This window comes from Nostoc sp., from assembly GCF_036917535.1.
Classification (GTDB): Bacteria; Cyanobacteriota; Cyanobacteriia; order Cyanobacteriales; family Nostocaceae; genus Nostoc.
Map to the genome: position 1 here is coordinate 20,004 of NZ_JBALDA010000092.1, position 24,290 is coordinate 44,293.

Here is a 24,290-nt window from a genome sequence, read left to right on the forward strand (position 1 = left end):
AAAACAGAACAGAGTCTATTTTTGAGAATAATTTTTATCTAAACCCTATTTATGAGAATAAGGGAAATTGAGTGCTCACATATATACTGAAACCGGATTTTTTGAAGCGGAATCGGGATGTCCTTTTTGCTACAAGCCTTTGTGATGACGATACTCTCTAGGAGTCATGCCAAATTGCCGCTTAAATAGACACCTAAAATGAGTTATGCTTTCGTAACCTACTTGAGAAGCAATTTCCGCAACTGTGAGATTAGTGTCTTTGAGTAGCTGTTGTGCTTGCTCTAGCCGTAAGAATTGCACATATCCCAACACCGTAGTTCCAAACACTTCTCGAAATCCCCGTTTGAGCTTAAAGTCATTAAGTCCGATTTGTTTGGCTAAATTTAGTAGAGAAGGTGGATTTGGCAGCGTTTGATTTAAAATAGCTTTGGCGTGATGTAAACATTCAATGTAAGTTAAAATTCACTGCGCCCTTAAGACAGAGAGCGTTTTTTCATGCATGAAGCTATAGTTATACAAATATTTATACAGATAAAATATAAAAAAATATCTGGTGTATTTGGGTACAATTACTAAATTGTTACTCATTTATATTAGTAAATGCATTGGTATAAATAAAAATAATTATCAAAACTGGGAGCAGTGGATAAACTAACTACTGATGATTATCCTAAGAGTTTACATACATTGTGTTTCCACAGATTACAAATCTCAGATTTTAGTTTTTGTCTCAATTCAATATAAAATCTAAAACTTAAAATCCAAAATCAACATGGCAGACCTAACTCCCAATTCTAGTTTTAGTTTGACACTGCGCTTGCAGATTCCCAATCGTGTCGGGATGTTGGCGTCGGTAACACAGGCGATCGCAACTACTGGTGGTAATCTCGGTCAAATTGATTTGATCGAGCAAACCCGCAAAGAATCCACCCGCGATCTGACTGTGGATGCTGCCAGTACTGAACACGCTGAAACCATTGTGCAAGCAATCAAGGCATTGCCAGATATCAAGTTACTCAGTGTCTACGATCGCACCTTTAATTTGCATCGTGGGGGCAAAATCAGCATTAGCAGTAGAATTCCCTTAAGAAGTGTGTCTGATTTAGCAATGGCTTACACGCCTGGAGTCGGTCGAATTTGTACAGCGATCGCTCAAGACCCAGAAGAAGTTTACAACTTAACCATCAAACAAAACACCGTTGCTATTGTTACTGATGGTAGTGCCGTTTTGGGTTTGGGAAATCTCGGCCCAGCAGCAGCCCTACCTGTCATGGAAGGCAAAGCAATGCTATTTAAGGAATTTGCGGGGCTGGATGCTTTTCCCGTTTGTCTCGCCACCCAAGATACAGAAGAAATTATCCAAGCAGTTAAGAATATCGCTCCGGTATTTGGGGGCGTGAATTTAGAGGATATTGCTGCACCTCGCTGCTTTGAAATTGAAAAGAGACTACGCCAAGAATTAGATATTCCCGTTTTTCATGACGACCAGCACGGTACAGCAATTGTCACCTTGGCAGCATTATTTAATTCTTTGAAACTGGTACATAAATCAATAGCGGAAATCCGCATTGTGATTAACGGTGCTGGGGCTGCGGGAGTGGCGATCGCTCGGTTACTCCGAAAAGCTGGTGCAGAAAAAATCTGGATGTGCGACTCTAAAGGGATTATCTCTATCAGTCGCACCGATTTGACAGAGGAAAAACTTGAATTTGCTGTGAAAGCTCAGGGTACGTTAGCGGGTGCAATGCAAGGAGCAGATGTGTTTATTGGTGTCAGCGCACCAGGAGTTTTGACACCAGAAATGGTGCAATCGATGGCGAAAGACCCAATTGTGTTTGCAATGGCAAATCCGATTCCAGAGATTCAGCCAGAATTAATTAGTAAAGATGTTGCTGTGATTGCGACCGGTCGCAGTGATTACCCAAATCAAATCAATAACGTCCTTGCTTTTCCTGGGGTATTTCGTGGTGCTTTAGATTGTCGGGCCCAGACAATTACCATCAAAATGTACCTGGAAGCTGCAAGTGCGATCGCCTCTTTAGTTAAGCCTTCAGACTTGGATCGGGAACATATTATTCCTTCAGTCTTTGATGAGCGCGTTGTCACTGCTGTTGCTGCTGCTGTGCAACGTGCTGCGCGTGAAGAAGGTATCGCTCGAAATTAATTAACTAATAAGAATCACTTTTATGGGATGGGCATCTCACCTGTCCCTGAGCTTTTAGGCTGCAATCAATTTGCGCTATGAACTGATGTTAAACAGATGAGAATTGATGCATGATTGGTGATTAGATGAGTTGGGGCTACTAAATTTAGGAGCAAAGTAACACATCTAAAACGCCACCACTTTGTCAACTGTTTGCAATGAAGTATCAAGTTGGGGACGAGTTTTTACAAGAACTACCACTGATTTTAGGGGGGCCAATCCTCAAACATACTGAATCAGAGTCTGTGACAGTATGGGTTGCACTGAAACAGTCTTGTCAAATAGAACTTAAGGTTTATGACACAACAAATGATGGTGAAGCATTAGAAAATTGCTTATTGGAGGGAGAACACTCTACCGTTGCTCTGGGTAAGTATCTTCATGTAGTTGCCATCACGGCTCAGTCTACAGTTGGACATCGCCTAACTGGAGGTCGCATCTATGCATACGACCTCCAGTTTACTGTTGCTGACCAAACCACGCAAACTCTGCAACAAGCATTGTGTTCAAACTCCTCTCCTACAGTCAGCATCAGCTACTTCGATCATCAAAAACCAACTTTCACTCTACCGCCAAAGCATCTTCAAGATTTGCAAATTGTCCATGCTTCCTGCCGTAAACCTCATGGGCATGGGTTTGATGCACTGCCAATTCTCGACAGTATGATTCAGGCGTCAGCAAATCAACCCCAACACCGTCCTCACCAGCTATTCCTCACCGGAGATCAAATTTACGGCGACGATGTAGCAAAACCATCTCTGTGGGTTGCCACTACTCTTGGTGATGCCCTCTTGGATTGGGAAGAACAACTGCTGGTGAATGGAGTGTACTGCACTCCCCAAGAACTACCCCCTGGAGAACGAGCTGATGTGGCGACAAATCAAGCTGGCTTGACCGCAGGATTACATAATAAAGCTGAGAAAGTCAACAGTCATATTTTCAGTCTGGGTGAATATTACGCTACTTATTTACTAGCTTGGTCGCCAGTGTGTTGGCCGACTGCATTTCCCAAAGGAGAGCAAGTAACGCGCGATCGCCATGCTATCAAAAAGTGGAACCGAGAAGTCGAGCATTTGCGCCAATTCATCTACACGCTTTGGAAAGTGCGCCGCGCCCTTGCGAATATCCCCATGTACAGCATCTTTGATGACCATGATGTTACTGACGACTGGAATTTAAACCAAGCTTGGTGTTTGCGAGTACTGGGGCATCCCTTAGGGCGAAGAATAGTCCAAAATGCATTGTTAGCTTATACGGTATTTCAGGGTTGGGGCAATACACCAGGGCAATTTACAAAAGGAAAATCAGGTGAAAAGCTCTTGGCGGCTGCACAAGTTTGGTCTGCTTCCCAAGGAACGGATGTAAAGGCTGATGAAGCGATCGCTCGTTATGTAGGAATGCCAGCCAACGATCCCCACACAGGCTTACCTATTTTAGTCCGAGACGGTTCAGTATTCATTCTGGATCGACATCCTGAAGCACTGACCTGGAACTACATAGTCCGCAGCGATTGCCATGAAGTAATTGTGCTGGATACGCGGACTTGGCGAGGTTATCCAGCCGATCAAAAACCAATTGCACCACCAATGCTGTTGTGTCCCAAAGCCTTTAAGCAACAACTACTTTTACCTTTACAACAAGTAACTGAAGAAACTCAGATTCAAACTACATTTGTGATTGCGCCGACGAATGTATTTGGATTACAAGTGATTGATTGGATTCATCATTGGCACTTACAACAGGAAAAAGTTTTTTCAACCGATGTTGGAGATGCCTGGAACATTAATGTTGAAGCCCTGGCGAAATTTCTAACCACCTTGTTTGAGGAACGCCAACAAGTCGTTATTCTTTCTGGAGATATCCATTACAGTTCTGTTGCTCACTTATCTTATGCACGCACCCATTCCAAATTACAGTCCGTCTTGGTACAGTTAACTGCTAGTGCATTGAAAAATGAAGAAATTTTGACGCGGCTAATTCATACACGATTGAAAGATTGGCTGCTACCAGAAAAGCTGCGTCATTGGATAGGCTGGATCGATCCACCCAATATGGTAAAAATTTCCGAGAAACAATTACACCATAATCGCCAGTTGCTGACTAACTCTGAATGGCATTGTGTACTGGAGTGGATACCTCGAAACAGTGTTCAGACTTCTACCTACACAGCAGATATATTATCATTGATAGCTCCCTGGAAACGAACCGAAAATACTAAATGGAAATGGCTGCAACCCCTGATATTTTGGAAATCTCGTTGGTTTCAGGACGGGCGAGAAGTAGTGGGATTGAATAATTTAGCTCTGGTTCACTTTGAATTTGCCGATGAGAGTAGTTCTTGCAAAGTTATGCAAGATTTGTACTGGTTTTCTTCTTGGTATCCAACTCAAATTGTTTACAGCCGTTTTGAGAGCCAGTTAACGCCCAATCAGTCTTTATTACGATGATCGGCTTTGCTCTGTAAATAGAAATTTTTGTTGTATATGTGGGCACTCTAGATTTAAGAAACATACTGGAGAGTGATTTCTATGTCTACGACCCCAATTAGTGCAACACTGGCACAAACAGAGAGAGATGCTGTGTTGCAAGCGATTAGCACGATTAAAGAAAAGTTACCATTTTTAGTTGATTTGAGTTCCGACGATCGCAAGACTTTACCGAAGATGGGGGATAAAAGTCGCGCCTTTGTCAGCAAAGCATTAGAGGTGGCGGCACAGAATCCAGAGTTTTTACCGCGATCCTTCAATTTGGATGAAATGCGAAAGGACGTGCAATTATTTGAAGCATTGTATCCCGTGTTGTTATCCTTGACACAATTGCAAGAACTCGTGGATGATACTTCTTTGGCAGTAGGCAGTGAAGCTTATGCAGCCGCGTTGCAGGTGTATAGCTACGCCAAAGCCAGTGGACAAGGGGCGGGTTTAGATACAGTGGTTGCGGAAATGGGAAAACGATTTACTCGTAGATCTGTAAAGTTGGAGCCCAAAGAACCAATGTTGTAGAAAATAAGTTGGTAGTTGCACGTCAAAAGTAAAACGTTAGAGCTTCAGAACTTGAATGTTGGAGTTAAAAGCACGACATTTCAAGTTCAAAGGCTCAACGTTCCAGCAAAAAGGTGCAACTTCCGAGTTCAAAGGCTCAACGTTCGAGTAAAAAGGTGCAACTTCCGAGTTCAGAGGTTGAAAATTGAGATTTTGAAGGCGATCGCAGAAATATTTATCTGGAAAACTCGTCTCTTAAAAAGGCATCATTAAGGGTTAGTGAGGTTAACATAGTAAAAATGTTTTCAGCCTCTTGTTGGTGAAAATGCCAAGTCCAGATTACAAATGGAAGCGGTTCTGGTGTCCTCGGTCAGGTCACATTAATCTAGCTGATGGCGGTTATCTATGCGACCCAGAAGAAAAGTGGGGCAAAATATACAATCCAGATTTAGTAACCTTCGATGCTATCTCCCACTTCTCATGTTTAGCACTCTTGGGTGAGCCAGGAATTGGTAAAAGTTGTGCTTTAGAAGTAGAGAAAAAACAAATTATCAGTAAAATTCAACAGCAAGGTGGTGAGGTACATTCGTTAGATGATATCCGTTCCTATGGAAGTGAAGACAGATTAGTTCGCAGATTATTTGACAGCCCAGAATTTTCTTCACTATTTCTGGATGTAAAGTCTACATCTTCTTCAGAAGCATAAGTCAGTGTTGGGTCAGTATTAGGTGTGTTTTCTACGGTTGTTAGCTTTAATTTATCTTTCTTTGCCTCCTTTTTTGCTCCTTTTTTTAGGTGTGCGTGTGGTAAATCTAACCATGTAACAGATTGCTTGGTTTGAGTATCAGTACTTTTACCTCCAGAGTCTCCTGGCGATCGTGATATTCGTAAATTTTGCTCTTTCGTCTGCGAAAACTGTGATAATCTGTGTACTGGCTGTGCGCTAGGAGGGTTCCACATCACCTGATTTGCCATCGAATCGGCTTGTTGCTCGTACTGGTGGTTTGGCTCTCCCACTGCCAGCTTTGCTTGGGGATCGCGCAATGATATGCGACTAATGTCATGACCAAAAGACCGTTGTTGAATGGCTTTTGATAACAAGGATTGCTCATCAGCAGCCTGTGCTTCTTGAAGGTTGGTTGATTCTGAAGTTTCTGTTTCGATGTCATTATTTGTTGGTAAACCAAAGCCGCGTACTGGGTTCGCCAGCGTTGAAGTAGTTAGTGAGACAAGTGATGGATTTGAAAAAGTTGATTTACCTGCTTTTTTGTGCCCAAATGTGCGATCGTTCATCTCACCCTTTCTCCATTGGTGGGTAAAGCCCTAATTTCTACTTCAGGCATTTTTTATTAAAAATTTTACAATTTGTAGAAATCCGATTGCTATCGACTTTAGTCTAGTGATGCATATCGTCTATTAAAGCCTTTGCTCCTTGATTTGAAAGGCGGCGATGTCTACGACGGGCTACGCCTACGCAATTTTAGAGGAAGCCCTACACTGTAGGCGTAAGATGAATCAATTTGAAGTTGGAGATTGTTTATTGAGCCAGTTTTAGCAAAAGGAGTATTGTTAACTAATAGTTTTTTCAAAAAGATATACATGATCTTGTTGATATTCCAAGTTAAATTTAGACTGATTTTTCAAGATATTTACTAAGTTAGAAAGAGATTCTGAAGTTGCAGCCCAACCTGGGTGGCGAACATTGAGCAAGACATAATAAAACTGATTCAATTCAGCAATATTTTGAGAAGGATTATATTTAAAACTAATTAACTGTCTGTGGGTTAAATGGGGAGTAATTATATCTGTAGTAAAAACGCTATCTTTAGTCTTCACTAAAGCGATCGCCTCTTTTGTGGCTGCCCAATTATCTATATTGTGAAGATATTTTGAGCTAAAGAAACCATATTTACCGAAAACCAAAAACCAAACTAAAGACCACAAAATAATTGCTCGTCTTTGTTTTAGCCATGCTTTACCTGCTGTTAAGTTGGCAATTACAACTAAAATCAGAAATGGAATTGCTGGTAAAGAGTAATGTAAAACTAGGTTTTTTTGCGAAGGATGATCAGCAAGTAAATTTAGTGCTATACAAGGAATTATACTTATCAAGGGTGTGAGGTATTGTGGTCTAAAACCCCAAATAACAGGTAAGAATAAAAAACATAAATATTCTAAGTTTATAGTTGAGAAAAGGTTGTTAAAAATGATTTTAGGTTGAAACAGGAATATTTGTAGCATTTCGGAAAATGAGTTTCCCAAATAGCTATAGCGATAAAGATGACGGTTCAATAAGGTTGCTTCGCTACCAAAATAAGGGATAATCATCCAGTTAGCAATCAAAAACCATATTGTCCCACCAATAATGGCGATCGCACCGTATAAACGTCGCTTTTCAAATAAGAGTAACCAAATCCCCATAGCCACTACAGTCAGTGACAATACAGCCTTACAACCCAATACCACAAGAATACTGACGCAAAACCAAGCTATTTTTCTCGATCTAGCAGTCAAAACTGCGAACAAAAGTGCAGGGACTGCGATCGTATCAGGGTGAAAATCACAGAGATTGCTATTGTAAACCACCGGATACATTAGATATACAGCCATAATTGCGACTGCTAAACTTTCTTTTAAACCAGCTTGTAGTGCTAGAAAATATGTAGGTAAGGCACCTAACGCTAAAGCAATAGACTGTACTGCAAACAGCCAATAAACACTAGGGTAAATTTTGTACAATAAAGCTAAAGGATATAAAATCCAAGCAGCATGATCGGCTAAAAGATGAAAACCAAGTACAGAAGAAACTGGCAGTTTTCCTTGACTAATTAAATAAATACATTGATCAAAAAATGCTAAATCTCCAGATGAATTAAATAACTCGTGTCGTAAGCTACTGGAGATCAATAAAATTAAGGTACTAATACTGATAAGTAATTTGATATGATTCATTTTTGGCAGTTTTTCTGTTTTTAAGATTTTACTTGCCATCACTAAAATTTTTGATTGAGATTTGAGTTAAGTCGAGTTTGTAATTTTGGATAAATCAGCTCACACTTTCGTACAACAAACCAGAGAGCAAAACCTAAAGGTACTGAAAATAATTTTATCAATATGGGAGTTCCCAAGTAACTAAATAATGATGCCATTTGCACGACTATAGCTACCCAAAAATATCGCGGAAAGTAAAAGGCAAAAATAATTGAAATAATATCCGCAGGATAAAAATATCTTTGATGCATTTTGGGCAGGATATATGGCATAAATAAAACTGAGATAGTGGCTAAGTGTATCAATCTGTCTTGAGTAATTTCTAATCTACTTTTCTCAACAATGTATGCCAATAAAAATATTGCAGATACAGTTAACGTTAAACCTATAAGGACAACAATATTATAAAAATCGTTAGGAATCCATTGATAAATATTAGGCACACCTTTCGCCAATTCTTTATATTTATTAGCTTGGCTAAAGTAGATTAATAGCAATTCTTGTATTGGTCTTCCCATCAACCAAGGTGGCAAAACTAAAATTATATATACCACTGGAATTAATGGTAAATAATACCAATGAATCCTTTTTTTGAACAAAAGAGTTAATAATAGAGGTGCGAGAAACATCGCTTGCAACTTAAAAGAAAGCCCCACACCAAAACTGAGTAAGGCAGGAATTTCTTTTTGAATACACAAAAAGTAAATGCAGGCAATCATCCCTGCTGTGTAGATACTGTCACATTGACCCCAGAGGGCACTATTATATATCACAGTTGGACTCAAAATAACTGCCAAAAAAGCAAAGATTGGTTTACTACCTTCTGGGTATTTCAGTCGGACAATTTTGTAAGTTAAAAAGCCACAAATAAAATCAACAGCCATCGCAAAAAGCTTGATTGCAAAAATTTTCGGCAATCCAGAAAGCAGGGTGGCAGCAATTACAATCCAATAGAGGTAGGAAGGTGTGTAATCAGCAAAACTATATTTAAGAGCGCTCAACCCGCCATGAGATGCGATGAAATCATACCAAGGCGCTAAGAAAGATTTATAATCAGACGATTGATTAGGAACACAAACCAATCGGATCAGCACTGCTAAGATAATTCCAATAATTAAGTATCCAGAAACTGGAGATGGGAAAAAGTTTAAGAACCTATTAAACGGAGATTTCACTAATCTTAATAATGTTTTGTCTGAAGTTGTCGTCATAAATTGTATTTGTTATTCAAAAATAATGAAATCATGTCAAAGTATCTATTCTTTTAGCAAAGTGTTGAACAGCCTTTGCTGTAATATAAGACTGGTTTACGAAGTTGCTATGATGCCATATAAAGCAAGTTTTAGTGGGGATATCCTGGAGGTTTGAGAGAGATGATTATCCCGATTTTAGATATGCGTCTATTCCGAGAAAAGGAATGGTTATTTAGCCTAGTGGTAATATCTCTATTTCTATGGCTGATATTTTTGGGAAACTCCCCTTTAAGAGATTGGGATGAAGGTACTGTGGCACAGGTTGCTCGTGAAATTTGGCGTGCCCCACTTGGTTCAATGCATTGGCTTTACCCCACTTTGGGAGGAGAACCTTATCATAATAAGCCACCCCTGATGCACTTGTTAATTGCTTGGACTTATTCGATCGGCGGCGTGAATGAGTGGACAACGCGTTTACCAGGTGCAGTGTTAACTGCCTTGGGAGTGCCTTTACTTTACTTGGTGGGATGTTTGCTTTTTAACCAAAGTTTACCAGCTCTGTTTGGCGCTTTAGTTTACCTGACGATGTTGCCTGTGGTGCGTCACGGAAGGCTAGCAATGCTAGATGGTACAACTATTACGTTTTTCTTGCTGCTGTTGTTTTGTTTGCTAAAAGCACGTCAGAATCGTCGGTATGCTCTTGGTGTAGGATTTTGTCTAGGGTTAATTACTCTCACGAAAGGGATGATAGTTTTGCCGCTAGGGGCGATCGCTTGTTTATTCCTGATTGCAGATCGACAATTCGCTTTGTTAACAAGCCCCTATTTATTAGTGGGAATGTTTTTAGGAAATGCACCAGCGATCGCTTGGTTTGCTGCTCAATGGCAACATTATGGCGAAACTTTCTTCCAAATGAACTTTCAAACACAAACCTTTGATCGCCTTACACAATCTGTTGAAGGTCATAGTGGCCCACCCTGGTACTATTTAATTGAGTTAATTAAGTATAGTTTTCCGTGGCTATTATTTTTGCCATCAAGTTTTTATCTAGCTTGGAAAAAACGTCATACTACCTGGGGTTGCTTAATTATTATTGGCACAATTTTTTACTTAGTAAGTATCTCTTTAATGAGAACTAAACTCCCGTGGTATGTTATGCCTGTATATCCATTTTTAGCTTTAGCAATTGGTGCTAAACTTAGTGAGATTTGGCATTACGGTCATTTTAAGGTGCGAAGTTGGACAATATTTATGGCTATTATTGCGATTGCTGGTTTAGGAGGTTGTGTTTACTTTATTCTTGCAAAAGAGCCTATTTTAATAGTCATGAGTATTGTTTTGGTAATAAGTATGAGTGCAGTAATCTGGTTAATTAAACAACGCGATCGCAACTTTATACCAGTGTTATTTTCTGGGATATACTTAGTTTTAGCACTGTTGATGAGTTCACAATCATGGATTTGGGAATTAAAGGAAGCTTTTCCAGTTAAACCAGTAGCGGAATTAATTCGGGCAAATGTTTCACCAGGAACAAAAATTTATACTTCTTTTGCTTATGGGCGTCCCAGTTTAGACTTTTACTGTGATTGTAAAGTAACTCCTGCAACTGTATCAACTTTACAACAAATGTTATCTAATAAATCTTATTTGCTGTTAGAAAATGGGGTTTTACAGCAAATTAATATAACTGGTAGTAAAATTATTGGAGCGACTAAAGAATTCACACTTGTTTCACCATAAGTTAAACATGTAGGATATTTTACTTTTTTATCTTAATTAATTTATCCTTTAGGTACATACTCTCTAAAATTTAGCTTTGGATAAATCAGATCGCACTTTCGCACAACAAACCAGAGAGCCAAACCTAAAGGTACTGAAAATAACTTGATAAATATGGGAGTTCCCAAATAGCTGAAAAATGATGCCATTTGCACGACTATAGCTACCCAAAAATATCGCGGAAAGTAAAAGGCAAAGATAATTGAAAGTATATCCGCGGGATAAAAATATCTTTCATGCATTTTGGGCAGGATATATGGCATAAACAAAACTGAGATGGTAGCTAAGTGTATCAGTCTGTCTTGAGTAATTTTTAGCTGACTTTTATAAACAATGTATGCTAATAAAAATATTGCAGATACAGTTAATGTTAAACCGATAGGCACAACAATATTATAAAAATTGTTAGGAATCCATTGATAAAGATTAGGTGCACCTTTTGCCAATTCTTTGTATTTATTAGCTTGGCTAAAGTAGACTAATAGCAATTCTTGTATTGGTCTTCCCATCAACCATGATGGCAAAACTGCAATTATATATACCGCTGGAATTAATGGTAAATAGTACCAATGAATTTTCTTCTTGACTAAAAAAATTAATAATAGAGGTGCTAAAAACATAGCTTGCAACTTAAAAGAAAGTCCTACACCAAAACTGAGGAAGGCAGGAATTTCTTTTTGAATAGATAAAAAGTAAATACAAGCAATCAATCCAGTTGTATAAATACTGTCACATTGACCCCAGAGGGCACTATTATATATCACAGTAGGACTTAAAATAACTGCCAAAAAAGCAAAGATGGGTTTACTACCATCTGGGTATTTTAGTTGAACAATTTTGTAAGTTAAAAAGCCACAAAGAAAATCAACAGTCATTGCAAAAAGCTTGATTGTGAAAATTTTTGGCAATCCAGAAAGCAGGGTGGCAGCAATTACAATCCAATATAGGTAGGGCGGCGTATAGTCAGCAAAACTATATTTAAGAGCGTTCAACCCATCATGAGATGCAATGAAATCATACCAACGCGCTAAAAAAAACTTGTAATCCACCGATTTATTTGGAACACAAAGCAATCGAATCACCACTGCTAAGATAATTCCAATAGCCAAGTATCCAGAAACCGGAAATGGCAGAGAGTTTAAAAACCTATTAAACGGAGATTTCACTAATCTTAATAATGTTTTCTCAGAAGCTTTCGTCATAAATTGTATCAGTCTCGTTGACAGTGTTTAAATACTACAGCAGATTTTAAGTTAGTGACGTACAAAAGTACCCCACCCGCACCCATATAAATTTCATTAAAGTTTTATAGTTTGGGCAATATTCTCACACTACTTATACAAGTTAAATGTGGAACAGCTGATCTTTGATAACTAGCTGTTATACTGCTACTATCCTTCGTTCGTAACTTGAACAATCGATTGACTAGATTGGGCTAAATAGATACCCGCTAAAACAACGGCAAAAGTGGCCCAATCAAACAAACCTACTTGCTCTGAAAAAATGAACCAAGCAAAAATGGAAGCTAGGACTGGTTCTAAAAGAAGCGTGACGGCAACAATACCTGAAGAGATTCTACTGAGACTATAAGCTAAAAGTCCCTGACCCAGTACTTGACAGAAGAGAGCTTGGAAAATGATGAAAAACCAACCTGTCCAGGAATAGGGCAATAGTCTATCTTCGAGGAATGGCAGGACGGGTAGTAGAAACATTGTTGTCACTCCACAGCGCCACAGCATGATAGTTGCAGTGCTAAATCTGGTTCGGAGTTTTTCTATCAGCAGCATACATGTAGCCATGAAAACCGCAGTTAGCAATGCTAATGCATCACCTAATATTTGATCGGTTGCAAATTGCACCTTATTGAGTTCAAAGGCGATCGCCCCTGCCAAAGCGATGACCAGACCAATCACGAATCTGTTGTCGAAACGCCAACCAAATAATAGATACCCAGCCAAAGCAACAAATAAGGAGTTCAAATTAGACAGTAAAGCTACGTTAGCAACACTAGTTTGACTCAGAGACCAAGCCCACAATAGAAGGTAGGTTCCAGCAGAGGTTCCCATTGCCAACAATAGCCACACTTCTTGACTTGTAAAAGGTTTCTGTTCTATAGATTGGTCATCAAGCAAGGCAGAAGTAATATTACTCTCTGCTGACTGCCGACTACCTCCTTCAACAGACTGTTGGTAGCGGAAAGCCTCAAGTCCATTCCAAAAACCAAAGACAACTGTTGCAATCCAACTGCGATGAAATACTACAGCATTTGCGCCAATTTCTTGTTGACACAATTTGGTCAGAGATGGTGCTAAAGATATAGGAATTAGAGCAAACAATAATGAGACAGTTCCTAATAAAGCTGGTGTTTTGGAGAATTGTTGCTTTAGTAATGACAGTTTGAGCGTCATACTTTGAACGAAAGTGTTAATTATATTTTTGACTGATTCTTGGAACGGCAAATTAACAGCCTCTTGGCTAGATACGGCTAAGTATAAACCCATTAAAACTACAGCGAAACCTACCCAATTTGAGAAAGTTAATGTTTCCGAAAAAATTACAAGAGCGAAAATGCCGCTGAATACTGGCTCTAATAGATGCACCAAGGAGACAACCACAGAGGAGAACTTGGCAAGGCTATAGGTTAAAAGCCCATGACCTAAAACTTGGCAAATCAGCGCCAAGAAAATTACCCAAAGCCACCCACTGACAGTAGAAGGAAAAAGCTGATCTTGAGTAAACAAAAGTATAGGGAAGAGTGCTAAAGCTGCGATCGCACAGATCCACAACTGAATTGTAGCTGGAGAAAATTTGGTTCGTAATTTTTCTACGAACAGCAGGTATGCACTCAATAAAATCGCCGAAACGATTGCAGCCAAGCTTCCTTGAACCTCGTCTGTAGCAATTTGCAACTCCTCAAACTCAATAGCGATCGCTCCCCCAAGGGCGATGACCATCCCAATCAGAAATTGGTTCTCAAAACCCTGACGAAATAACAGCCACACCCCTAAGCTAGTAAATATGGGAGCGAGATTATGCAACACACTAGAAATTGCAACGCTAGTTTGAGTCAGCGACCAAGCCAACAAAACTAAAGTGGCAGCCCAAAGAATACCAGCACCTAGCAATAGCAAAAGATCCTGGCTGGTGTAGGGCTGCTGTTCTACAGGTTTGTCATTAGAAAATCGCTGCCATATTGTTTTGTATCCATGCCAGAGCAAGAAGATCACACTAGCAAGCCAAAAGCGATTAAATACAGTGGCACTGGGGCTGAGTTCAATTTCGCTCAATTTCATAAAAATAGAGCCAAAAGATATGGCACCTACACCTAGAAATAATGAAGCGATCGCTATCTTCGTTTGATTGGATACATTCATTAGGAAATTTAAATTCAATTTCTTCGCAATAATGGATTGAACCTTTTAACCAACCCAATGCTCTTGGGCAAATCCTACAGCTATTTTGGCTAGTAGTGTCACAAAAGCTCCCAATATTAAATATCCCTGACGAGGATGGCGAGATAGCAGTACACCAATTGCTATGTTCAAAGGTACAATACCGTAGGCGAGACGGCTTAATGAGATAGTGCCTCCAGAAGCTAGCAGCAAACCAATACCACAAAAGCCATAAATAACTGTAACTGGGGTCAGTTGCGTGTGTAAGCGCCACAACATACAGCCACCACCTAAGACCATGAACAAGTTGAGGAAGTTATCGATCCACTGTTCGCTTGCCAGAATCAACAAAAATAAGACTAAACCATAAAAGCCATAAAATAATTTTACAGAACTAGAACGTTGACGGAAATGCCATAAAAGATAGCCACTAACAACAATCGCGCCAAATAACAAGAGATACCACGGGTCTTGAATCCCGCCAGAGGAGTTTTCAACCCAGCCAAATTGCAAGGAGTTTTCAACCCAGCCAAATTGCCAATTGTTACTGCCAACGGCAATTTGCATGAACATACTTAACCAACCCTGCCAATTAAACCCAAGGGAAGGTCGCCATCCCCGCTGTGCCTCGATAAAAGCTAAAGGGTCGCCAAAATAAATCGCACAATACAAACTGAATAGAAGTATGCCAATAGCAGTAGTGAAACTAGCTATATAGGCAATGGGTGGTCGGCGTTCTTTCCAGGCTGCGATCGCTAATGCTGGTATTAGTGCCATACCTGTAGGACGCGTTGCTGTCGCCATCGCGCCCCAAAAACCAGTCCAGCCATACTGCTTTTGATCGAACGCCCGCAAAGTTGCCGTACTCAAAAACAAATACAGACCCTCTGTATAAATCACTCCCGTAAACATCGAAGCTGGATACAAAGAAAGCACAGCAGTTACCCAGTGTGCTGTTTTGATGCCATAACAATCCTTGACCCAAAAGTACAAACAGTAAAGTGCTGCAAAAAATGCCAAGTTGTTGATTAATGTGCCTGCCAATTCAAACGGTAAGCCCAACTTCATCAAAACCCAGATGCTTAAGGGAAACAGGGGAAAGAAGGCCAGATTATGTTGCTTGCCGTCATTTACAAATTCATAACCAGAAGTTGCGATCGCTCGGTAATGGATACTATCCCAGGCATCAAAAACACCCCAGCCAAAATGAGGCAAAAATTCTTCTGCTGGTAACGGTAGCTTTGGCGCAACCAGCAACATAGCTGTCCAGATGAATATTCGACTGGCAAGCCATATTGCTGTTGGAAATAGGAAATCACTTTTCCATAAAACTTTTTTTATAACTATCTGAACTTTGACCATAGGGTTGAGTGCTTCAAAAAACTCCTTTGTGCATCCTTTTACCTATGGCTGTAACACAGCAATTTCTGAGTAATATTTTGCATATTAAGTCCTCCACCAACACCATTAATAAACTGGACAGATTAGCGATTAATTGAAATTATTTCCTATTTGGTTACTTTTGCCAATTTTTTCGGAATTTATCTTTTAAAATATAGTATTTATAAATACAATTTTTGTCTAGTTACAGCAGTAACCAGATGGGTAAGGTACAGAAATAAAAAATTAACCACGCAGGAGTGCGGTTCCACCTATGTACCTGATTCAAATAAGAATGGCTATATATGTAAAATAAGCAACTTTAATACTTTAAGTAAAAAGGCTTGATTAAATTAAAGCTCGTACTCAGCGGTTTTAGTCCTTGAAAATCTTATATAGAGTGATAAATCGCTCACTACAAACAAAAGTTTTATCTTACGTTTAATTACGTCTACCTAGCATTAGCTAACAGTCTAGCGAGTTGAAATTAACAGATTGGGGCTGGTGCAGGGACGTGCACACGGAGAAACTTCTTTGAGTCCCCGCTTTTTTGCATTAGTGTATCGATTATAGTGATTGCTGTGATTAAAGAGTCCTCAGCAATTTATAGTGGAAGTTGTCTGTAAATCCTTAAGCAATTGTGAAAGCGATTACTCTCGTTGGTTCCACTGGTTCTATTGGTACTCAGACTTTAGATATTGTCACTCAGTATCCAGATCAGTTTCGGATTGTGGGATTGGCAGCTGGTAACAATGTCGAAATGTTGGCTGCCCAAATTCGGCAGTTTCGACCGAAAATAGCAGCAATTTGCTCAGAAGATAAATTACCAGCGCTCAAAGAAGCTATCAAAGACCTCGATCCCCAACCGATTCTACTGGCAGGTGACGCTGGAGTGATAGAAGTCGCTCGTTATGGCGATGCCCAAACTGTTGTTACTGGTATCGTTGGTTGTGCTGGTTTGCTACCCACGATCGCAGCTATTGAAGCTGGTAAAGATATAGCTCTAGCGAACAAAGAAACCCTGATTGCTGGGGGTCCTGTGGTTCTACCCCTAGTCGAAAAGCACGGTGTAAAATTACTCCCAGCCGATTCCGAACATTCTGCAATTTTTCAATGCCTCCAAGGTGTGCCCAAGGGAGGCTTGCGGAAAATTTTGCTCACTGCATCGGGTGGGGCTTTCCGGGACTGGGATGTAGAAAAGTTGGCAGATGTAACCGTTGCTGACGCCATCAAGCATCCTAATTGGTCGATGGGGCGGAAAATCACAGTAGACTCTGCTACTTTGATGAATAAAGGACTCGAAGTAATTGAGGCTCACTTTCTGTTTGGGTTGGATTATGACGATATTGAAATTGTCATTCATCCCCAGAGCATTATTCACTCGCTGATTGAACTGCAAGATACTTCAGTTTTAGCCCAACTCGGTTGGCCAGATATGCGCTTACCCATACTGTATGCTCTATCCTGGCCCGATCGCATCTACACCAACTGGGAACGACTAGATTTAGTCAAAGCTGGAAACTTAACCTTCAGTGAACCAAATCACCAGAAGTATTCTTGTATGCAGTTGGCTTATGCTGTGGGTAAAGCTGGTGGTTCAATGCCAGCGGTGTTGAATGCCGCCAATGAGCAAGCTGTAGCTTTATTTTTAGATGAAAAAATTCGGTTTTTAGATATTCCCCGATGTATCGAATGGGTGTGCGATCGCCATCAAAATGATAACTGTGCTAATCCCTCTTTAGATGACATTTTGGCAGCAGATAAATGGGCAAGACAAGAAGTTTTAACAGCGACTGAAAAGTTAGAAACTCACTCGCGGATAATTTCTCTGCGATAAAAACCTTCAGTTCAGATTGGACTGAGGATTAGAAATTGATGCCTAGTCCCTAATCTCTAATCCTCAGCCTCTAATCTAATTAATATGGAAATCATTGGTTAAATAAGAGAAAATAAACAGCTTAAAGAATACAGGTATTGATTAAATCTTCAACTCCTCCTACTGGTAAAACTTTTGTCTCCAATTTACAAGCTAACTCTTCAATCCTCATATCATCTAAAAATACTAATTCACCATGTTTGAGCATTACATTTGGCAGTAAAATTCCGTCTCCCAAATCTTGCCCTTGTAAGTTCAACAGCAAATCATGACCCGTTAGTAATCCTGTGACAGTGATACTCTGTCCCCAATAATTACTACATAAAGCACGCATATTTACTTTTAATCCTTCAACAGAATTTAACCGTTTCAAGATAGGTTCAAAGGCGTTTTCTACGGCGTTACCTACTACCCAAGTTAATTTTCTCTGAGGATAAACTTTTGGCGGTAGTAATTCTATTGCAGCGGCTGCAAATTGCTTGATAAATAACTGAATTGAACCAACACCATTATCAATTTGAGGATACTCTTCATATTCAGATTCGCTCGGTAATTTCTCACCTGCAATTAAGAACCACTCATCAGCTAACCAAGCGACACTAGAGGAAAATTTTTGCCGAAATTTTTGCGAAAGTGTTCGCACTTGAGAAATCACTTCTTTCGCTTTTTCTCTAGTTACGGGTGTAAGTTCGTCTTCTGGAGGCCGAAACTTTGTTAATCCGACTGGCACAACTGCCACCGATGCTACCGCAGGCACTTCACCAGTATGAAAGGATGCTAAGTCTTTTAGGGTTTGCTCCAGGTGTTCGCCATCATTTATACCAGGACAAACAACTACTTGAGCATGAATTTGGAGCCGTCTTTTTTGAAACCACTTGAGTTGTTGCAAGATTTGTCCCGCACGGGGATTTTTTAACAGTCTAATTCTAACTTCCGGCTCCGTGGCATGAACAGAAACATACAACGGAGACAAGCGCATTTGTTCAATCCGCCGCCATTCTCTTTCTGGCAAATTGGTCAGGGTAAGATAAGAGCCGTACAAAAAGCTTAGGCGGTAATCGTCGTCTTTAAAGTACAAGCTGGTGCGCTTACCTGGTGGCTGTTGGTCGATAAAGCAAAATGGACAGCGGTTATTGCACTGAATTAAGCCATCAAATAGGGCAGTTTCAAATTCTAGCCCCAAGTCTTGGTCATAATCTTTTTCGATTTCTAAGCTATGAGTTTTACCAGCAGCGTCTAAAACTTCTAATTCCAAGACTTCATCAGCACACAAAAACTGATAATCAATTAAATCGCGGGGACGTGTACCATTGATTGCTATGATCGCATCCCCAGCTTCAAAGCCAATCTCTGCGGCTATTGAGTCTGGAAGAACCTTGGTAATTCGGGCAGGATGAATGGTAGTCATGGGGAATGGGACATTGGGCATTGGGCATTATAGCGTTTTTTAGTTGAGTCTAATACAGACTTAACCCCAGCCCCTTTCCTACTAACATTGGGGAGTAAAATTCAAAGCCTCTCTCCTTTTAGGAGAGAGGTTTGGAGTGGGGTTAGATTGTATTGCGTGGTCGCTATAGTCATTTGCTTTGGACAAATGACTAATAACTATTATCCTTTCCAACCTGCTGCGATCGCTAGTAAGATTGCACTACCAAATGCTAATCTATACCATACAAAAATCAAAGTGTTTTTGGTTGCTAAGTATTTGATCAAAAATGCAATTGATAGGTAGGAAAAAATCAAGGTTGAAATAATTCCCACAATTAACAGTGCAACAATGTTATCTGGCAACTGGTGAGCTTGAAACAACTTGAATATTTTCAAGCTTTTATACAGCGTCGCAATAGTAAGAGTTGGAAACCCTAACAAAAATGAGAATTTCGCTGCTGTAGCGCGTTCTAATCCTAAAAATAAAGCAGTTGTCAACGTCGAACCAGAACGAGAAACGCCCGGAATTAAAGCAAGTGTTTGTCCCAATCCAACTAAAATACCATCTTGAATCTGCAATGATTCAAAACCTCGCTTACGAGTGCCAATTTTTTCTGCCAGAGCTAGTAAAAGTGCCATGATAATTGACATGATGCCAATAATTAATGCACTCTCAGGTAAAATGTCTTTCAAAAGGAACCCGACAATTAAAGCAGGCATTGTTCCGACTACAATACCGACAAGAATCTTCCATTCTTCGCGTTGCCAGTCTTTGGCTTTTAATGCTTCAATTCCTCCTTTAGTAATACTATAAATCAGCGACCAAAAATACCCCACAATTGCGATAACGCTACCAAATTGAATTGCATCAACAAAATCTTTAGAACCTAGTTCTTTCCAACCAAATAGCTTGGTAAAAATTATAAGATGTGCAGTACTGCTGATTGGCAAAAACTCTGTAATACCTTGAATAATACCCAAAATAAAAGCTTGAATAAACTCCATCTGCAATTAATACCTTTTTCGTGTTTTAGACATTATTTTTAGGATGATGATGTTGTTTTATATACTCCTATTGCACCCAATCTTGTAAAAAACTCAATTTTACCGATCAATAACATCATCGAAGACGCTGACTATGTTCTTACACCCATCTCAATAAGTCAACGGAATTTTGTCAATTCATCAAACTTTAATATTTAGCGCACTGATGTCAGTTCACTTTTAACTGTTAAATTTTACCTCTCACTTCTCTGTAGTCTCCTATTTACAAGGAACTACAGAGCAGTTATGTACATAGTGCAACTTTAATGGATTCCTTTTGCAGAGAATGTTTTGTTTGGTTTGCGCTAAGGCTCCTGAAAATTTCAGTATAATTAAAATGCCCCAGGGGGGGATTTAAAAATGTGGTATATTAAGTAAAATAAATTTTAGTAACAAATATTAAAAACATTGATTAATAATACACTGTCCTCTTACAGCCTTTCTACCCCTTCTATTGATACCGAGTTGGATTTAGCTGATACTGGGCTAAAGGGTATCAGGCAATTGGAATCTACACTCTCCTTTTCTCCCTCTCTTCCCTTATCTATTTCTGCCCGACAAAGTTGGTTAGTGTTTGCAGCAGCGGTGTTTTTGGTATCAGTGCCAGTATTTGTAGAAGCTCCAATAGTGCGATCGCTACCAAGCTTGAGTTTAGCTCTGACAGGATTTTGGGTATGGCTAAGTTTTGCCTTAATGTCACGTCCTGCAACTTATGTCTGGGGGGATTTGCTTTTAGGGTTTAGCTGGAGTTGGTTAGCAGGAGCGATTTACTGGGGCTGGTTACGTTGGGAACCTTTATGGCATCTGCCAGTGGAGTTTATCGGTTTACCGTTTGCTTGTTGGTGTCTGGCGAAGAATTGGGGCAAGGTAGGTAACTGGTTTTATTTAGGTTCTTTACTCGGTACAGTTTTAACAGATGTATATTTTTATATAGTAGATTTGATGCCCTATTGGCGGCAAATCATGATAGTAGATGCAGATGTAGTACCGCAAATCTTACAAAATGCTCTCATGCAAGTACAAGCACCTTGGGGACAAACTTGGGCGATAATTCTTGCGGTAGTGCTATTAATAGTAGGAATTTCAGCTTTAGGTCGAAATCAAAGACACTGGTATGCCTTTGGTGGCGCAGTTTTAAGCACAATTTTGGTAGACAGCCTATTTTTGTTAGCTGCGATCGCAGCGTGAAGCAGGCAAGAGATAGGAACTTGCAATCAGCGTGTAGACTTCTCTTACCGAAACTTTTCCCAGCCCAATCTACGACACATCAAAAATGATGCTGTAAACAATTAATTAGTTAAGAAATATTACATAAAAAGCCATCAGCATCAAGTCTTTTTTAGTAAGGTTTTCGATTTTAGAAATCGTAAGTTTGGTGTCTGCTTGGGAGGTAGAATCAGCCACCTCGAAAAGATTTCGTCTAGCAGGGAATGGCTACCGGGATCGTGGATGCAACGCTATTGCAGCTATGCAGGCACTCTTTGCACAATGAAAATTTTTGGCAAAAGTACAGTCAAACCCAGTAACCGTAAATATTGTGGATATTAATACGCTGTATATTAGTTTCTGATGACTGCTGTGTTGACTAAGCTATCAGCTTTTGTCTTTTGTCCCTTGTCAGTTGTCAGTTGTCCTTTGTCCCTTGTCAGTTGTCCTTTACAAATGACCAATGACTAATGACTAATGACCAATGACTAATGACTAATGACTAATAACTGCTGTTAGCTTAAAACTTTTATTTCTGTTTGATGGAAAGAGGTAGAAAAATCGTGAAAGGATTGGCGCGTTTATTAACAGTGTTTAGTTTGTTACTTAGTTGCTGGGGATGGTTGGGAACAACTCAGATAGCCCAAGCTGCTAGTTTCAACAGTTTTGCTTTTCCCCAAGTCCCAGTTCTGGCAATTGAGCGGCAGAATCGGGCAGACGCTAAACTAAGAACGGAGTTTGGTAAAAAAATTGATTTGAATAATACCAACGTCCGAGCTTTTCAACAGTTTCCAGGGCTTTATCCCACCCTAGCTAAGAAAATTATCACCAATGCTCCCTACCAAAAGGTAGAGGATATATTGGATCTTCCAGGATTGAGCGATCGCCAAATACAAACCCTGCAAGCCAACCTCGAGAAATTTACCGTGACAGAACTAGAGCCTGCCTTTAATGAAGGAGACGATCGCTTTAACAACGGTATCTACAGATAACTGAATCGCAGTTAATGTAGCAAATAGCAGCCCACTCCTGATTCTAAGGAGTGGGAGTGTTTTATTAGAGATGAGGGGGATAAAGTAAAATCTTCCCCTGCTCCTCTGCCCCCTGCTCCCCTTTCTCCCCCATTACCTTGTCTCAGATAGATATTCCTAGCCAATTTGATGTCTTAGTAGTCGGCGCTGGTGCCGCTGGACTATACACAGCACTGTGTCTGCCAGAATCCTTGCGAGTCGGTTTGATTACCAAAGAAACCGTTGCTTTGTCTGCCAGCGATTGGGCGCAAGGTGGCATTGCCGCAGCGATCGCCCCAGAAGATTCTCCAACACTGCACATTGAAGATACGATCCAAGCGGGTGCAGGTTTATGCGATCGCACTGCTGTCGAATTTCTCGCCCAACACGCCCCTAGCTGTATTCAATCCCTAGTTAACTTGGGAGTCGCTTTTGACCGTCATGGTCAAGCCTTAGCTTTAACTTTGGAAGCTGCCCATTCTCGCCGCCGTGTTCTCCACGCTGCTGACACTACAGGGAGGGAAGTTACTACTACCCTCACCGCTCAAGTATTACGTCGCCAGAATATTCAAGTCATTCAGCAAGCTTTGGCTTTGAGTTTGTGGATTGAACCCGAAACTAGTTGCTGTCAAGGAATTAGCCTGTTTTATCAAAGTAAAATTACCTGGATAAGAGCTGGTGCTGTGGTACTGGCAACAGGCGGCGGTGGTCAGGTATTTGCCCAAACCACTAACCCGGCTGTGAGTACAGGTGATGGGGTAGCGATCGCAGCTCGGGCTGGGGCTATCCTCCGCGATTTAGAATTTGTCCAATTTCACCCCACTGCCCTTACTAAACCTGGTGCCGATCGCTTTTTGATCAGCGAAGCTGTACGTGGCGAGGGGGCACATCTTATCGATAATGAAGGGCGGCGTTTTGCCTTTGACTACCACCCTGCGGGTGAACTTGCACCGAGAGATGTTGTCAGCAGAGCAATTTTTAGCCATTTACAACGTACCGCTCTTGATTTGGCTACTGCCCATGTGTGGTTGGATATGCGCCCCATCCCCGCTGACAAGATTCGTCACCGCTTTCCTAATATCATCAAAGTTTGTCAGCATTGGGGCGTTGATGTCTTCCACGAACCAATTCCTGTAGCGCCAGCGGCCCATTACTGGATGGGTGGAATTGTTGCAGACCTGATGAATCGCACAAATATCCCCGGTTTGTACGCAGTGGGTGAAACCGCTAGTACCGGTGTGCATGGGGCAAATCGCCTTGCCAGTAATTCCCTATTGGAATGTATTGTGTTTGGGGCCCAGATGGCTAATATTAAATTAGAAAATATCGGGCTGCCCTCAGAAACACCAGTGCTGCCGTTACGGAAATTTAGTCCTAATGCTAGTGAGTGGCACATCCAACAAGCACAGCTAGAAGCACTCAGGATGAAGTTACCGCGTCTAGTGTGGGAAAGTGCTGGTATTTGTCGGGAGCAATCAAGGCTGGAAACTGCGATCGCTACTATTGAATCTTGGCAGCAAGATTTCGCTGCTTTGCCTTTAAGTCAATTCTTGCTTGCTTTACGTCCAGTAGAACCCGCTAGTTTTGACCTACCAGATGTTGAACGGCAATTGGGACTTTGGGCAGAAACCCGCAATTTGTTAGATGTAGCTGATTTAATTCTCAAAAGTGCTGCTTTTAGAACCGAAAGCCGAGGCGGACACTTCCGTTTAGATTATCCTCAACCAGACCCAAGTTGGCAAGTCCACACACTTATACAAACAAATCATTGGTGGAAATCTCCACTATTGTCTTGAATAAACTACCT

At 40.5% G+C, this 24,290-nt stretch carries 18 protein-coding genes; 9 read left to right on the forward strand and 9 right to left on the reverse strand.

Annotation, left to right across the window (positions count from 1 at the left end; all coding sequences use genetic code 11):
• Positions 1 to 129: 129 nt before the first annotated feature.
• Entirely contained in the window at positions 130 to 327 is a 198-nt protein-coding gene (locus V7K56_RS37310) for a helix-turn-helix domain-containing protein (protein ID WP_442940280.1), read from the reverse strand.
• Between the two features lie 445 nt (positions 328 to 772).
• Between V7K56_RS37310 and V7K56_RS30790 the strand changes: the two genes are divergently transcribed.
• The 4 genes from V7K56_RS30790 (at position 773) to V7K56_RS30805 (ending at position 5,890) form a co-directional block, all read left to right on the forward strand.
• Positions 773 to 2,164 (forward strand): malic enzyme-like NAD(P)-binding protein, encoded by a 1,392-nt coding sequence (locus V7K56_RS30790; RefSeq protein ID WP_334916883.1) that lies wholly within the window; start codon positions 773 to 775, stop codon positions 2,162 to 2,164.
• Positions 2,165 to 2,361: 197 nt separating this feature from the next.
• Positions 2,362 to 4,650, forward strand: a complete 2,289-nt coding sequence (locus V7K56_RS30795; protein ID WP_334916885.1) for a PhoD-like phosphatase — start codon at positions 2,362 to 2,364, stop codon at positions 4,648 to 4,650.
• Between the two features lie 81 nt (positions 4,651 to 4,731).
• Positions 4,732 to 5,205, forward strand: coding sequence for a hypothetical protein (locus tag V7K56_RS30800; RefSeq protein ID WP_334916887.1), 474 nt, complete (start codon positions 4,732 to 4,734; stop codon positions 5,203 to 5,205).
• Between the two features lie 304 nt (positions 5,206 to 5,509).
• Entirely contained in the window at positions 5,510 to 5,890 is a 381-nt protein-coding gene (locus V7K56_RS30805; RefSeq protein ID WP_334916889.1) for a hypothetical protein, read from the forward strand.
• Here V7K56_RS30805 and V7K56_RS30810 read toward each other — a convergent pair.
• The 3 genes from V7K56_RS30810 to V7K56_RS30820 all read right to left on the reverse strand — a co-directional run bounded on the left by V7K56_RS30810 (position 5,791) and on the right by V7K56_RS30820 (position 9,386).
• On the reverse strand, positions 5,791 to 6,477 hold the full coding sequence (locus tag V7K56_RS30810) for a hypothetical protein (protein ID WP_334916891.1): 687 nt from the start codon (positions 6,475 to 6,477) through the stop codon (positions 5,791 to 5,793). The two genes, V7K56_RS30805 and V7K56_RS30810, sit on opposite strands and share 100 nt — an antisense overlap.
• 276 nt (positions 6,478 to 6,753) lie before the next feature.
• Positions 6,754 to 8,136, reverse strand: coding sequence for a DUF2079 domain-containing protein (locus V7K56_RS30815; protein ID WP_334916893.1), 1,383 nt, complete (start codon positions 8,134 to 8,136; stop codon positions 6,754 to 6,756).
• Positions 8,137 to 8,177: 41 nt separating this feature from the next.
• A complete protein-coding gene (locus V7K56_RS30820) occupies positions 8,178 to 9,386 on the reverse strand; it encodes a hypothetical protein (protein WP_334916895.1) in 1,209 nt (402 codons plus the stop codon).
• 183 nt (positions 9,387 to 9,569) lie between these two features.
• Here V7K56_RS30820 and V7K56_RS30825 point away from each other — a divergent pair, with 183 nt between their 5' ends.
• The gene (locus tag V7K56_RS30825) at positions 9,570 to 11,108 is read left to right on the forward strand and encodes an ArnT family glycosyltransferase (protein WP_334916995.1); all 1,539 of its coding nucleotides are present in this window, start codon (positions 9,570 to 9,572) and stop codon (positions 11,106 to 11,108) included.
• Between the two features lie 41 nt (positions 11,109 to 11,149).
• On the opposite strand, the gene V7K56_RS30830 is transcribed toward V7K56_RS30825, so the two are convergent.
• The 3 genes from V7K56_RS30830 to V7K56_RS30840 all read right to left on the reverse strand — a co-directional run bounded on the left by V7K56_RS30830 (position 11,150) and on the right by V7K56_RS30840 (position 15,901).
• Positions 11,150 to 12,349: a hypothetical protein gene (locus tag V7K56_RS30830; protein ID WP_334916898.1), complete on the reverse strand. Its 1,200-nt coding sequence runs from the start codon at positions 12,347 to 12,349 to the stop codon at positions 11,150 to 11,152.
• Positions 12,350 to 12,538: 189 nt separating this feature from the next.
• Complete coding sequence (locus V7K56_RS30835; protein ID WP_334916900.1) at positions 12,539 to 14,521, reverse strand: DMT family transporter; 1,983 nt, start codon at positions 14,519 to 14,521, stop codon at positions 12,539 to 12,541.
• 45 nt (positions 14,522 to 14,566) lie between these two features.
• Positions 14,567 to 15,901: a mannosyltransferase family protein gene (locus tag V7K56_RS30840; RefSeq protein WP_334916902.1), complete on the reverse strand. Its 1,335-nt coding sequence runs from the start codon at positions 15,899 to 15,901 to the stop codon at positions 14,567 to 14,569.
• Positions 15,902 to 16,559: 658 nt separating this feature from the next.
• Between V7K56_RS30840 and dxr the strand changes: the two genes are divergently transcribed.
• A complete protein-coding gene (dxr, locus tag V7K56_RS30845) occupies positions 16,560 to 17,756 on the forward strand; it encodes a 1-deoxy-D-xylulose-5-phosphate reductoisomerase (RefSeq protein WP_334916904.1) in 1,197 nt (398 codons plus the stop codon).
• A gap of 121 nt (positions 17,757 to 17,877) precedes the next feature.
• Here dxr and V7K56_RS30850 read toward each other — a convergent pair whose 3' ends face one another.
• Positions 17,878 to 19,203 carry a TIGR03279 family radical SAM protein gene (locus tag V7K56_RS30850; protein WP_334916997.1) on the reverse strand — a complete coding sequence of 442 codons (1,326 nt, stop codon included), beginning with the start codon at positions 19,201 to 19,203 and terminating at the stop codon, positions 17,878 to 17,880.
• Between the two features lie 200 nt (positions 19,204 to 19,403).
• On the reverse strand, positions 19,404 to 20,228 hold the full coding sequence (locus V7K56_RS30855; RefSeq protein ID WP_334916906.1) for an undecaprenyl-diphosphate phosphatase: 825 nt from the start codon (positions 20,226 to 20,228) through the stop codon (positions 19,404 to 19,406).
• Positions 20,229 to 20,675: 447 nt separating this feature from the next.
• Here V7K56_RS30855 and V7K56_RS30860 point away from each other — a divergent pair, with 447 nt between their 5' ends.
• The 3 genes from V7K56_RS30860 to nadB all read left to right on the forward strand — a co-directional run bounded on the left by V7K56_RS30860 (position 20,676) and on the right by nadB (position 24,279).
• Positions 20,676 to 21,455: a DUF3120 domain-containing protein gene (locus V7K56_RS30860; protein WP_334916908.1), complete on the forward strand. Its 780-nt coding sequence runs from the start codon at positions 20,676 to 20,678 to the stop codon at positions 21,453 to 21,455.
• A gap of 581 nt (positions 21,456 to 22,036) precedes the next feature.
• Positions 22,037 to 22,465, forward strand: a complete 429-nt coding sequence (gene psbU / locus V7K56_RS30865) for a photosystem II complex extrinsic protein PsbU (RefSeq protein WP_334916910.1) — start codon at positions 22,037 to 22,039, stop codon at positions 22,463 to 22,465.
• 137 nt (positions 22,466 to 22,602) lie between these two features.
• Entirely contained in the window at positions 22,603 to 24,279 is a 1,677-nt protein-coding gene (nadB, locus tag V7K56_RS30870; protein WP_334916912.1) for an L-aspartate oxidase, read from the forward strand.
• The last annotated feature ends 11 nt before the right edge of the window (positions 24,280 to 24,290 follow it).

What these genes read in the sequence shown, in the direction of transcription:
- V7K56_RS30830 (WP_334916898.1), bottom strand. Translation starts at nt 12,349, where the DNA reads ATGACGAAAGCTTCTGAGAAAACATTATTAAGATTAGTGAAATCTCCG.
- V7K56_RS30795 (WP_334916885.1), top strand. Translation starts at nt 2,362, where the DNA reads ATGAAGTATCAAGTTGGGGACGAGTTTTTACAAGAACTACCACTGATT.
- V7K56_RS30850 (WP_334916997.1), bottom strand. Translation starts at nt 19,203, where the DNA reads ATGACTACCATTCATCCTGCCCGAATTACCAAGGTTCTTCCAGACTCA.
- V7K56_RS30825 (WP_334916995.1), top strand. Translation starts at nt 9,570, where the DNA reads ATGCGTCTATTCCGAGAAAAGGAATGGTTATTTAGCCTAGTGGTAATA.
- V7K56_RS30820 (WP_334916895.1), bottom strand. Translation starts at nt 9,386, where the DNA reads ATGACGACAACTTCAGACAAAACATTATTAAGATTAGTGAAATCTCCG.
- V7K56_RS30815 (WP_334916893.1), bottom strand. Translation starts at nt 8,136, where the DNA reads ATGAATCATATCAAATTACTTATCAGTATTAGTACCTTAATTTTATTG.
- V7K56_RS30800 (WP_334916887.1), top strand. Translation starts at nt 4,732, where the DNA reads ATGTCTACGACCCCAATTAGTGCAACACTGGCACAAACAGAGAGAGAT.
- V7K56_RS30840 (WP_334916902.1), bottom strand. Translation starts at nt 15,901, where the DNA reads ATGGTCAAAGTTCAGATAGTTATAAAAAAAGTTTTATGGAAAAGTGAT.
- V7K56_RS30855 (WP_334916906.1), bottom strand. Translation starts at nt 20,228, where the DNA reads ATGGAGTTTATTCAAGCTTTTATTTTGGGTATTATTCAAGGTATTACA.
- V7K56_RS30835 (WP_334916900.1), bottom strand. Translation starts at nt 14,521, where the DNA reads ATGAATGTATCCAATCAAACGAAGATAGCGATCGCTTCATTATTTCTA.
- V7K56_RS30810 (WP_334916891.1), bottom strand. Translation starts at nt 6,477, where the DNA reads ATGAACGATCGCACATTTGGGCACAAAAAAGCAGGTAAATCAACTTTT.
- V7K56_RS30790 (WP_334916883.1), top strand. Translation starts at nt 773, where the DNA reads ATGGCAGACCTAACTCCCAATTCTAGTTTTAGTTTGACACTGCGCTTG.
- V7K56_RS30805 (WP_334916889.1), top strand. Translation starts at nt 5,510, where the DNA reads ATGCCAAGTCCAGATTACAAATGGAAGCGGTTCTGGTGTCCTCGGTCA.